The organism is Ruegeria arenilitoris, assembly GCF_013031355.1.
Lineage (GTDB): Bacteria > Pseudomonadota > Alphaproteobacteria > Rhodobacterales > Rhodobacteraceae > Ruegeria > Ruegeria arenilitoris_C.
On the sequence record NZ_WPZO01000009.1, the window covers coordinates 23,981 to 37,002 of the forward strand.

The 13,022-nt window shown below is 59.7% G+C and carries 6 protein-coding genes; 5 read left to right on the forward strand and 1 reads right to left on the reverse strand.

What is annotated here, in order from left to right:
- Positions 1-18 precede the first annotated feature (18 nt).
- On the reverse strand, positions 19-996 hold the full coding sequence (locus GOX63_RS17985; protein WP_170327709.1) for a LysR family transcriptional regulator: 978 nt from the start codon (positions 994-996) through the stop codon (positions 19-21).
- Between the two features lie 161 nt (positions 997-1,157).
- On the opposite strand from GOX63_RS17985, the gene GOX63_RS17990 reads away from it, so the two are divergent.
- From GOX63_RS17990 to GOX63_RS18010, 5 genes are all read left to right on the forward strand, one after another.
- A complete protein-coding gene (locus tag GOX63_RS17990; RefSeq protein WP_170327708.1) occupies positions 1,158-3,551 on the forward strand; it encodes a GcvT family protein in 2,394 nt (797 codons plus the stop codon).
- Positions 3,548-5,962, forward strand: coding sequence for a GcvT family protein (locus tag GOX63_RS17995; protein ID WP_170327707.1), 2,415 nt, complete (start codon positions 3,548-3,550; stop codon positions 5,960-5,962). The genes GOX63_RS17990 and GOX63_RS17995 overlap by 4 nt, the downstream gene beginning before the upstream one ends.
- Positions 5,963-5,971: 9 nt before the next feature.
- Positions 5,972-6,736, forward strand: a complete 765-nt coding sequence (locus GOX63_RS18000; protein WP_170327706.1) for a hypothetical protein — start codon at positions 5,972-5,974, stop codon at positions 6,734-6,736.
- Positions 6,737-6,987: 251 nt separating this feature from the next.
- The gene (locus tag GOX63_RS18005) at positions 6,988-7,590 is read left to right on the forward strand and encodes a TetR/AcrR family transcriptional regulator (protein WP_170327705.1); all 603 of its coding nucleotides are present in this window, start codon (positions 6,988-6,990) and stop codon (positions 7,588-7,590) included.
- A gap of 369 nt (positions 7,591-7,959) precedes the next feature.
- On the forward strand, positions 7,960-13,014 hold the full coding sequence (locus GOX63_RS18010) for a beta strand repeat-containing protein (protein ID WP_170546694.1): 5,055 nt from the start codon (positions 7,960-7,962) through the stop codon (positions 13,012-13,014).
- Positions 13,015-13,022: the final 8 nt, after the last annotated feature.

The following is a 13,022-nucleotide window of genomic DNA, read 5'->3' on the forward strand; positions in this document are numbered from 1 at the left end:
GGCCTTTGATCGGAAATCCTAATGATTGGGATTAGCGCCGGTGAAGTATGTGATCTGATCCGCGATGTCCGGAAAGCGGTGTTCGAAATGCGTACGCAGAATATCAGCACATTGATGGGCCAGACGGGCCGGGATATCGCCCAGATCCTCTTTGCGCGACACCACCTGCACGCCACGTTTGAAGCCGGAAAACGGCAACGGCACAATGCGCAGCGGCATCCCTTCGGCCACGCCGTCGATCAACAGTGAGGGCGTCAGGATCGCGAAACACTTGCCGGTCACTACGCCGGCCACCACCATCGAGGACCGGTCCGCCTCGATCGCGCGGGGCAGGTTCAGGCGACAGCGTTGCAGGTGCTGATCCGTGCGTCGACCCACTGGGGTCAGCGCGCCAAATCGCACGAGTGACAAGCGTTTGGAAATGGCGTGGATATCGTCTTCGGGACCGTCGTAACCTTCGGGCAATACCAGAAAAAATGGTTCTTCCATAACGGGATAGGTGTCGTAATCGTCGCTCATCACAAACAGCTCCGAGGTAACGGCAATATCGATCTTTCGCGCGGTCAGCGCACTTTGGTGGTCGCTGGCCAAGCCCGCCGACAGGATCAATTCCGGCACCCGCAGGTCATGTTCGACAAAGTCGAAAAGGCCCGGTGTCAGCGTCGTGGCGATTGAGGCCAGAAGCCCAACGCGCAACACCGGCAGCGTGGCAGCTTTCAGGTGGCGCAGGTCCGATTTCAGGTCTTCGATCTCGTTGAGAATGCGATACCCGTGCCGCTGCATCGCCTCACCTGCATGGGTCAGCCCCAGCGGCCTGTGAGATCGGTCGACCAATGTCACGCCAAAGGCGCTTTCCAGGTTTTTCAGATGCTGCGAGGCTGCCGATTGGGTGATCCCCAAGGCATGTGCTGCCGCCGTCACATGGCGCATCTCCGCGACGGCCATGAACACTTCGATGGCCCGAAACAGGTTGATTTCAGTCTCATTGCGCGTCATTTGCGCCCTCTTTCCCGTTAATTGCAGCCGATTGCGCGATACGCCCTGGGCAGGAACGGCGCAAGCTCTGCTTATCATTAGTTGTAGTTATGATGATAGGTGACACTTGATCCCTTTCATGTCGCGGCGAACATGGACGGCAAGAGCGAGGAGTGCCATTCATGGCGGGAACCATCATTATTGGAGGCGGCGCGATCGGGCTGAGCCTGGCCTATCATCTGGCCTCAGCCGGGGCGACAGATGTGCAGGTGCTTGAGCGCAACCAGCTGACCTCGGGCACCAGCTGGCACGCGGCCGGAATTGTCGGCCCGTTGCGCGCGACGCCGAACATGACCCAGTTGGCGATGTATGCCGGAACGCTATTCCCCAAGCTGGAAGAGGAATCAGGCCTGTCCACCGGGTATCGTCAAACCGGTGGCTATTGGCTGGCGCGTGACCCCAACCGAATGGATGAACTGCATCGCATTGCGTCGCTAGGTCGACATCTTGGGCTGACGCCATCCATCCTGTCCCCCGATCAAATCGACGTCCCCGGCCTCAGCACAGATGGCTTGGTCGGCGCGTTGCGGGTTGAAGAGGACGCAAACGTGAACCCCGTGGATCTGTGCATGGCCTACGCCAAGGCCGCCCGCGCCAAGGGGGTGCAGATCCGGGAAGGTGTGCGGGTGGACCGGTTGCTGGTCGAAGGCGGCGGGATCAAAGGTGTCGCTCTGGCCGACGGGACCGAGTTGTTGGCGGATCGCGTGGCGTTATGTGCCGGAGCCTGGTCCAAAAAGCTGGCTGATGCAGCGGGGGTAGCCCTGCCCTTACAGGCGGTGGAACATATGTATGTAGTGACCGAGCCGATGGCCGGATTGCCTAACCCCTATCCGGTATTGCGTGATCTGGACCGTGGTTTCTACGTCAAAGGTGATGCGGGCAAGCTGGTGATTGGTGGCTTTGAGCCGAACGCGAAGTGCTGGGATGCCTTCGGCCCCGAGGGCGACCGCCCGTTTCTGGAACTGCCCGAGGACTGGGACCAGTTCATGCCCTTCATGGAGGGTGCCCTGGAATTGATCCCGGCGCTGTCCGAGACGGGCATCCAGCATTTCATGAACGGTCCCGAGAGCTTTACCCATGACACTCGCCCCCTGATCGGTCAGACCCCCGAAGTGGATGGGCTGTATGTGGCCACGGGTATGAACTCGGTCGGTGTCATGTCGTCGGCCGGTGTCGGACGGGTTCTGGCCGATTGGATGATCGCGGGCGAAGCGCCGATGGACCTGTGGGAGGTGGACGTGGCGCGCGTCGATCCTCTGGCTTCCGCTGCCGACCATATCGAAACCCGGATGGAAGAGGCGGTCAGCGACGCCTTTGCCCTGCACTGGCCGTTCAAACAGCCCAAGGCCGGGCGCGGTCTGCGCAAATCGGCCTTGCACGACAAATGGGCGGCGGCAGGGGCCGAATTCGGCCTCACCGTGGGTTGGGAACGCGGGCTGTGGTATGCGCGGGACGATAGCGAACGGGAACTGCCCTACTCCGTCGGAGAACAGCCCTGGCAGGAGATCATCCACCGCGAGGCCGCGATCATGGAGCATGGCACGGCTCTGATCGACCTGTCGCCATTTGGCAAGTTCGACATCACCGGGTCGGATGCGTTGGCGCTGGTGCAATATCTGGCAACTGCCGATTTGGACGTCGCGCCCGGACGCGCGGTCTATACGCCACTTTTGAATGCTCGCGGAGGGGTTGAGGCCGACGTCACTGTCCTACGCCTTGGCTCGGATCATTTCCGAATGGTGTCCGGAGCCGCAACCCGGCAGAAGGACTTTGCGTGGCTCCGGCGTCACGGCACAGGGCGTGACGTAGTGATCCGGGACGTCACCGAAGACGTGGTGGTGATCGGCGTGATGGGCGCCGGGTCGCGTGATATTCTGGCGGCATTGTCTGACGCCGACTGGCAGGACTTCCCGTTCTCCAACGCCCGTGACGTTTTCGTGGCCGGCATCCCCTGCCGTGCGCTGCGGGTGAGTTTCGTAGGGGAGTTGGGGTGGGAGCTTTACATTCCCGCTCATCAAGGCGGGCCGGTATTTGATGCGCTCTACGCGCAAGGTGCGCGGCCGATGGGTCATTTCGCGCTGGACGGGTGCCGGATCGAGAAAGGGTTCAAACATTGGGGTCATGACCTTGGCCCTGATATTTCTCCGCTGGAGGCCGGGCTGGGCTTTGCCGCGGCGTGGGACAAAGAGTTTTTGGGCAAGGCGGCACTGGTCCGGCAAAAGGCCGAAGGCCCGCGTCGTCGCGCGGTGATCTTTGAGCTGCCGGACAAACCGCTCATTCTGCATGACGAATTGATCCACGAAGGTGGTCGCGTGGTCGGTGCCACCACTTCGGGCGCACGAGGTGCCCGCACCCGCAAGACTTATGCACTGGGGCTGGTCGAGATCGCGCCAGGTGAAACCCTGCCCCAGACCTGCGACCGCAGCTTCACCATCGAGGTGGCCGGCAAACACTATCCGGCGATCCCGCTGATGCGCCCGCCCTTTGACCCCAAGAACGAACGGATGAAATCATGACGGTCACGCAAGCTCAGGTCCTGATCATCGGCGGCGGTGCCATGGGGGTGTCGCTGATGTACCACCTGACCAAGGCGGGTTGGTCGGATGTAGTACTAACCGAAAAGAACGATCTGACCCACGGGTCGACCTGGCACGCGGCGGGATTGTGCACGCATTTCGCTCATAACCCGACCATTCAGGAACTGCGCGCCACCTCGGTCCGGCTGTATCGTGATATCTTGCCGGAAGAGACCGGCGGCACCTGCGGATTTCACCGCTCGGGCGCGATGCGAATTACCTCGAACCCAGATCGCATGGATGAGTTCGCCCATGTGGCGGGGCTGAGCCGGTTCACCGGCTATGATCTGCAGATGCTGACCCCCGACGATGTGGAGCGCCTGCATCCGCTGGCACGGACCGAAGGCCTGTTGGGCGGGATTTACGAACCCGATGACGGCCATGTGGACCCGACACTGGCAACCAATGCAATGGCGCAGGTGGCGCGCCGGAACGGCGCCACGATCCTGCGCTACAACCCTGTGACTTCAATCCGACGCGAGGGCGAGTTCTGGGTGGTCGAGACCGAAAAGACCACGATTCACGCCCACCATCTGGTCAATGCTGCGGGCACCTGGGGCTGGGAAATCGGTCACATGATGGGGCTGAACATCCCTTCGGTTCCGGTGCTGCACCAATACCTTGTAACCGACACAGTCGGAGCCGTGGCCGATCGCATCGCGGCAGGCCTGCCCGAACTGCCGATGATCCGTGACCCGGAAGAAAGCTGGTATGTCCGGCAGGAACGCGACGGGCTGATCCTTGGCCCTTATGAAAAGAACGCCGAGGCCTGGTCGATTGACGGCTGTCCGCCGGATTTTGGCGCCGACCTGATGCCGCCCGATCTGGACCGGGTCGAGGACATCATCATGATGGCGATGGCGCGTATTCCGGCGCTGGAAACCGGCGGGATCAAATCGGTGGTCAATGGCCCAATTACCTTCACCCCAGATGCCAACCCGCTGATCGGTCCCGCCCACGGGCTGCCCAACGCCTGGCTGTTGACTGGGTCCTCGATGGGAGTGATGGAAGGCGGAGGCGCGGGCTGGTTCCTGTCCCATTGGATGACGCATGGTGCGCCGCCGATGGATGCGTTGGCCGTGGACAGCCGCCGGTTCGGCAGCTGGGCCGACCGCGACTATCGTGTGCAGAAGGCCATCGAGTGCTTCGGCTTGCAGTTCGGCGTACATTACCCGCACGAAGAACGCCCCGCCGCACGCGGCAAACGGCTGTCGCCGGTCCATGACCGGATGGTCGCACGGGGCGCGGTGATGGGCGCCGCTTATGGCTGGGAACGGCCTAACTGGTTTTCGGGCAAACAGGGGGACGAAGCCGCACCAAGCTTCCGCCGATCCAACTGGTTCGACCGGGTGGCGGTGGAATGTGAAACCGTCGCCAACCACGTCGGGCTGGCCGATATGTCGGTCTTTGCCAAGTTCGACGTAACCGGCCCTGACGCACGCGCTTTCGTGGACAGCATTGGCGCGAACCGAGCACCTAAGCCCGGGCGGATCAGCCTGACTCATGCCCTGACTCCGGCAGGCGGAGCTCAGTCGGAATTTACCGTATCGGTTCTGGCAGAGGATCACGTCTACCTGACCTCAGCCGCAGCCGCGGAAGAGATGGATGACGATCTGCTACGCGCCCGTGCCGAAGGATTTGACGTCACCATCACCCGCGTGACCGACGATTTCGGGGTGCTTGGCCTGATGGGGCCGAAATCGCGGGATGTACTGGCTGCGCTTACCAATACCGATCTTGGGGTGAACTTCCCCTGGTTGTCCGTGCGAGAAATCGACGTGGCTGGTATTCCCGTCCGGGCGCTGAGGGTGTCCTATGTCGGCGAACTCGGCTGGGAGTTGCATGTAAAATCTGCCGACATGCCCACCTTGTTTGATGCGGTGGAAGAGGCAGGTAAACCGCATGGCCTGGACTATTTCGGGGCCTATGCGATGAACGCGATGCGGCTGGAAAAGGGGTACCGCGCATGGGGCGCAGACTTCACCACTGAACGCACCCCGACGGAAACGGGTGCGGGTCCGATGATCAAGATGGATCATGAGTTCATCGGCAAGGATGCCCTAGCCACACGGATGCAGGCCGAAGATCGCTGGGACATGGTGTTGCTGGACGTGGAAACCACCGACGTCGATCCGTATTACGCCCACGGTGTCTATCAGGGCGACCGCGTTGTTGGCATCGTCACCTCGGCCGCTTTCGGGCATCGCACCGGCAAGACACTGGCGCTGGCCTATCTGCGCGACCGGACCGTGCGGAGCGGGCTGAGTGTCGAGGTTCTGGGTCAAAGGCGCGCTGCGGTAATTCTTGACCAACCGCCCTATGACCCGGACAACAAACGCATGAAGAACTGAAGGTATCCCATGGCGACACACCCGATTATCGTGCTTTGGTCTCATCCCCGCTCGATGTCCACCGCGACCGAGCGGATCATGCGGGAACGCGGCGATATGGACTGCGCCCACGAGCCGTTCATGTATGACTACTATGTGCATCGCGAAAGGCGAGTCATGCCGCATTTTGACGTGCAGGAAGGCCATCCTACGCGGTATGAGGACATTCGTGACATGCTGCTGTCCCGGGCCGTAACCCGTCCGGTGTTCTTCAAGGACATGGCCTACTACGTTTTGCCTCAAATTCTTGAAGACGTGGCGTTTCTCAACCGCTTGACCCACGGATTTCTGGTGCGCGAGCCCGTAGCCTCGATTGCGTCATACCACCGACTGGACCCTGAGGTGACGGAGGAGGAAATTGGCCTCGAAGCGCAGCGATGGCTGCATGACGGGATCAAGGCAGTCACCGGTCAGGCGGCTCCGGTCATTTCCGCCGAGGACATGCGCGACGACCCTCGCGGTGTGATGAATGCGCTGTGGCGCGCTTGGGGGTTGGCCCCTGCGGATCACGCCTTTGACTGGCAAAGCGATGTGCCAAGGGATTGGGGCCAGGTCGAAGGATGGCACGGAGACGTGAGTCAAGCGACCGGTATCCGCCCGATCGAGGAAGGTGAGCGCCAGCGCCAGATCGACAAGTTCGAAGCTCAGGCCGCAACAGCGCCGCAATTGCGCGAGTACCTCGACCATCACCTTCCGCACTATCAGGCATTGAAGTCGAAAAAACTGACAGCCTGACAATCCAGATGCGCAATGGGTCCCATTGAGGCAGCCGTTGGGGGCCGAATGACCTGACGTCGTGACAGGTTGCGGCGGTGTTGTTGCGATTTATCGAACAATCATAGATGCTTAAGCCATTATAGCATCACGGACTAACAGCGACAGACTTGGTAGTCAGCCGTTGTCAAACGGTGTATCAAGAGCTTTGCGCATTGTGTGCTGGATGCGCACTGACAGGTAACGCGCAGTTGCACCCCGTGGGCCGCCTTATGAAACTGACTGAAATAAAAAGACAAAATATCATCGAAGCCGCGGTTGAAGAGTTCCGCGAGCATGGGTTTCACGGTGCCAACACGACAAGAATCGCCAAACGTGCCGGAGTTTCCAGCCGAACGCTTTACAACCACTTCGAAAGCAAGGACGCGCTGTTCGAAGCAATCGCCCAGATCATGATCGAGCGAAACTGCGTCATGGCGCCGGTCCCCTATGACGCGGATCGTGACTTGAAGGCGCAGCTTGTAGACGCGCTTGATCAGTACGTCGTGGTGATCACCGACAAAGAAACGTTGGGATTGAACCGCATGGTCAACGCAGAACTTTTGCGAGATCTCGACCGCGCCCGGGCATTTTATGCCGAACTGACAACGCATGATTACCCAATCACGCAGCTCATCGCCAGTGCGATGGAGGCCGGGACCATGCGCAAGGCCGATCCCTCTTATGCGGCCAGCCAACTTCTTGGTCTGGTCAAGACGTTCTTCTTCTGGCCGGTCTATCTGCTGGGCGAGCGTCAGGATACGTCGGGCATAATGGATGACTGTGTGAACATGTTCCTGTCGCACTATGCTCCGGACAAGGACGCAGCTCGGTAACGATGGGCGCAGACCCTGTGCGCCTGATGTTGTAGGACCGGTTCAAAGCCGTTTCCTGCCTTTGGGCATGCGTGCAAAAGGGGCGAGAACGTCGATACACCGCCCGATTTACCCGCTGATTGGCTAGGTCCGAGATGCCACTGCCCGCGGGCTTAATTCCAAACATACCTTCAAGTTAACGCCCAACTCGCTTTGAAGTGTATCAATATGAAATTGCTGTAAAATATCAATTTGAAACTTGCCGGACTCAGATTGAAACGCTGCGTGCGAATTTTACATTCACAGCGTTTGAGTTTGCCACATTTAGGCCGGGTTTCGTTCTTAGAGAACCTTCTAGCTAATAAAAAAAGCCTTTGAGGGGAGACATCCGTGAATACAGGCGGTTTGGGGCGGTCCGTGCAGGCGCGCGTGGCCAGAGGTGGTCGTGTTGTCAAATGGAAAGGCAGGATTGCCAGCATTGCACCTTCGGTGTTTCTGGCCTCGGCATCCATAGGGACAGTGCCTTCGGGAATGGCCGTGGCAGAGGTTATTTCCACTCCGCAAACCTCTCCGGTGATCTTTGCAAACGACGAGGATAACAGCATCACGTCCACAGGCTCGGTGGTCGTTTCCACGGCCACGGCCCCCGCCGTGACGCTCGATCCGGTTTATTCCAGCACTCTGACCAACGATGGCACCGTGTCGGCAACGGCCAATGCAACAGCTATTGGTCTGCTGGTGGACACTCAGGTGCTGCCCTCCGGCCAGATCGTGAACAATGGCGCGATCAGCGCAACTGTTGCCGCTGGAACCAGCAATGCCACGGCGATGAGCTTTTTGACCAACGGCGATTTCGACGGGACGTTCCAGAATTCCGGTACGCTGTCGGCCAACGCCGCGACTATTGCAGATAATGCAGTCGCCGTCGGCGCCGGGTTCGAGGACGGCGTTCAGGCAACCGGATCGGTCCATAACGGAGGAACAATTTCCGCTGTGGCTGCAGCCGGATCCTCGAACGCGACAGCGGCGGCGCTGCAGTTTGGCGATGACGTCAACACCACCATCAGCAACACCGGAACCCTGAGTGCAACAACGGCCGGCGGCGCCAGTGTTTCGGCGGCCGGTGTCGATGTAGAGGGCGCGGTAAACGGAGACATTGTCAATTCGAACACCATCACCGTTCAGACCAATTCCGGTGCCGAAACGGCACAAGTCACAGGTGTACAGGTTGATAACGGCCTGACAGGCAACGTGGTGAACTCCGGGAACATCACGGTAAAAGCACTCAACAGTCAGACCAGCTCAGATGTCGATGGTGTCCGCGTCAACAACGGCCTGCAGGGGAATGTGACCAATTCGGGTACGATGACAATCTCCGCTTCGGGGTCATCATCCGTGGCCGCTGATGGATACTATGTCAGTAGTGGCCTGACGGGCAGCTTCCTGAACTCGGGCAGCATCCAGATCAACGCGCAGGGTGGCTTTAACGAAACCGATGCCGATGCATTCTATGTCAGCGGCGGGATGACTGGCGACATCACCAACTCCAGCATAGTGACAGTCAACGCGGCGGGCTCGTCCTCGGTCGATGCGGACGCGTTCTATGTGAGCAGCGGCCTGACCGGTAGCTTCCTGAACTCCGGCAGCATTACGGTCAAAGCCAGCAGCGGCTTCAGCGAAGGCGATGCGGACGCGTTCTACGTCAGCAGTGGCATGACCGGGGACATCACGAACACCGGTACGGTCACGGTCAAATCGAACAGCACGTCGGCGGCCGACGCCAGTGCTTTCAATGTCTCCAGTGGGTTTGATGGAAATTTCACGAACTCCGGAACAGTTTCGGTCAATGCGGCTGGTGGTTTCAGTCGAGCATCGGCAGAGGCCTTGCACATCGCCGGTGGGATGACTGGAAACCTCACGAACTCGGGCACCGTCACAGTCACCGCGTCCGGGTCGTCAGAGGTCCGCGCAGATGGGTTTGATATCAGCAGCGGCCTGACGGGGACAGTGACAAATACCGGCACAATTACCGTCAATGCCTCGGGGTCTGACGAGATTTCGGTCAACGGGATCGACATTGCCGGCGGCCTAACAGGCGACCTCAACAACGGCGGCGACATCACGGTCAAGGCTGATGCCAGCAATTCAAGCGCGCGGGCCAGCGGCGTGGACATCACCAGCGGACTAACAGGCAGCATCACCAACTCAGGCAGTGTTACGGCAGTTGCACATGCAGGATCGGAAACAGCCAATGCAGCCGGGCTGCGTGTCGGCGGAGGCTTTGTCGGGAATGTGAGCAATTCCGGCTCGATCCGTGCCGAGTCTGTTGCGGGCTCATCAGAAGCTTTGGCTTATGGTCTGGTGTCCTATGGCGACATGACCGGAAACATCTCGAACGGTGGGTCGGTTTCCATTTCGGCTTCAGGGGTGGACACGGCTACCGCGTCAGGTTTCCAGATCAATGGCGATCTGACGGGAATCTTTTCAAACACGGGCAGCCTGACTGTTGAAGCCTCCGCTTCGCACGCCTTTCACGAGGATGTCATGGTGACGGGGCTGGATGTCACGGGCCACATTCAGGGCGGGTTCAGCAACGCCGGAACCGTGTCGATCAAAGGCACTGGAGAGAACAGGCAGGCTTATGTGTTTGGCCTGTTTGCCCATGATGGTGTAACCGGGAATGTCGAAAACTCCGGCCTGATCCGCAGCGAAGTGGACAGTGGGACCTCGGCCGATGTCTACGGCATCCGGATCGATGGCGGTCTGGACGGCGCATTCTCGAACACGGGCACGATCGAGGTCATCGGCCACACGGATGAGGATGATTTGGACGCTTACGGCGTTAGCATTCGCGACGGTGCCACTGATGATATAAGCAACAGCGGCGTGATTACGTTGCAGGCAAATGCCGGTGGTGAGGCCGAAGCGATCGGGCTGAGAGTGTCCGGTGAGGCCGAGGTAGGCATCCTGAACTCGGGCACGATCTCAATTGTCACCCAGAGCCATACCGATGACGCGCTGGGGTACGGCATTTCCATCGTTTCGGGGCTGGACGGCGATATCATCAATTCGGGCGCAATCTCGGTTCAGGGGATCGGCGCGACCGAAGTCACCGTTGCCGGGATCTACGTCAATCAGCACTGGAACGGTGCGTTGAACAATTCCGGCACCATCCTTGCCATTGCGGATGCCGGCGAGGAAGAGGCGTTAGCCTATGGCGTTCTGACCCGAAATGACGCGGTGGATGCGGATATCAACAACTCTGGCACTTTCGCAGTAAAAGCCAGTTCAGATGATGAATATGCCAACGCCTACGGGATCTACTTTGATCATGAAGCGCCCAACAGCAATGTGACCAACACAGGATCAGTGGTAGTTCAGGCAGAAGCCCGGGAACAGGCGCTTGCATCGGGGGTCTATTCACAAAACGGGATGACGGGTGACTTCAGCAACCAAAGCGCAATTACCGTCACGGCGAGTTCATCGAATAACACTGCAATCGCCAACGGATTTTATGTCGGTGGGGATGGTAGCGCCGATGACTTCAACGGTAGCATCACAAACACTGGTTCGGTAACCGTGCAATCCTCGGCGCAAGACGAAGCTGAGGCCCACGGGTTCTATGTCGATGAAACCGTCAACGGTGACTTTTCGAATTCGGGTTCGGTGACGGCACACGCAACCTCTCAGGACACCGAGGCGCAGGCCTATGGCTTTTACACCGGGTCAGGCGTCAACGGTAACGTCAGCAACAGCGGTGCAATCGCGGTTCAGGCACAGGGTCACAGCGCCTATGTGGCAGGTGTGTTCATCCGCGATGGTCTTGATGGTTCGCTGACCAATTCGGGCACGATCACCGCACAAAGCGTGTCCCCGACAGAGGATTCCTCGGCTCGCGGCATTTACATACGCGGGGGCACCAGCGGGTCAGTGCAAAACAGCGGTGACATCACCGCTTTTGCCCAAGGGGCCGAGAGCGCGCGGGCGCAAGCCGTTCTGCTCTACGACACGATGGCGGGGGATGTCTCCAACTCGGGGACCGTGACGGCAACGGCTGCGCTGGTCAATCCAACAGCCAGCGCCGACGGCACCGCGGCAGGGTTCTACATCGAAGACATGCAGGGCAATTTCTCGAACAGCGGGGTTATTCAGGCGACCGCTTCGGGCGGCAAAATGGTCAACGCCTATGGACTGTACTTCGATAACTTTGATGGTGAAATCACGGCAGTTGGCAATATCTCGGCAACCTCCGAAGCTGGCGATGCCTATGCGATCTTTCTGGGCACCGGCACCGGGACCCTGAACCTGGTCAGCACCGACACGGTCGGCGGCTTGATCCGGGTGCAGGATCACAACGTCAATCTGGATGCCAATGGCGGCAGCACGGTGTTTTACTTCGAAGATGCCGCAGTGGGGTCCGGGGTGTTTACCACCACGGTTTCGGATGGGCGCTCGGGCTGGTTCGTGCAGGATGAAGGCGGTGCGGCACCTGTATACGCCAGTGTCGATTCCTCGGAACTGCTGACGTCGGCCGATGTGACGGCCTTTTATGGCGTTGCGGTCAACGGCTCAGTGAATGCGCTGAACTACGGGGCGCAGGCTCAGGTCACGCGCAACTCGACTACCGGCCGGGTGCCTGGTATCAGCTTTGGCCCCTTCCGCCCCTATGTGATGATCGACGCCGCATCGCGCCAGTTCGAAAACGCAGGAACCGACACCGATGTTACATTGTTCAACGGCAGCGTCGGGTACTCCGGACAGCTGGACAATGGTCTGGCGCTAGCTCTGGGGCTGGGGCTGTTCCGCTCGGACGGGGATACGGACACCACGGATTTCGACACTGATGGCGTGTATCTGGATGCCTCTGTGGGCCGTCAGTTCGGCTTGTATACGGTTGAAGCCGGTCTGGGTTTCGGCTGGTTGTCCACCGACCGGTCCCGCGAAATCACCGGCAGCGCCGATGCGAATGCCGAATATGACAGCACACTGGTGACCGCTTATCTGGGCGCCGAACGGCCATTCGACGTCAGCAACGCGTTCTCGCTGATGGGTTTTGGCGATGTGCGCTATACCCGCCAGAAGGATGACGGCTATACCGAGACCGGTTCCTCGGCCAATGCCACGGTCGGGGACAGCACAACCGAAGTGATCGAGGCCCGCTTGGGTGTCGATGTGGAGAGGGCGCTGAACAATGGCGGCATTCTGGTTGGTCAGCTGTCGGGCGTGCTGCGGCGGGATCTGGGCGATTCCGATGCATCGGTGACGGTGTTCTCGACCACGCAGAGCCTGTCTTTTGCCTCGAACGATTTCACCGGCGGCAGCGTGTTGGTCGGGTACGAGCATGAGTTCGTCCCGAACATGCAGTTCGAGGCCAATGCCGAGCAGGAAATTGGCAGCGACGCGCAGGGACCGAACTTCCGGGCCGGACTCCGGTGGTCTTTCTGATAGGTTCA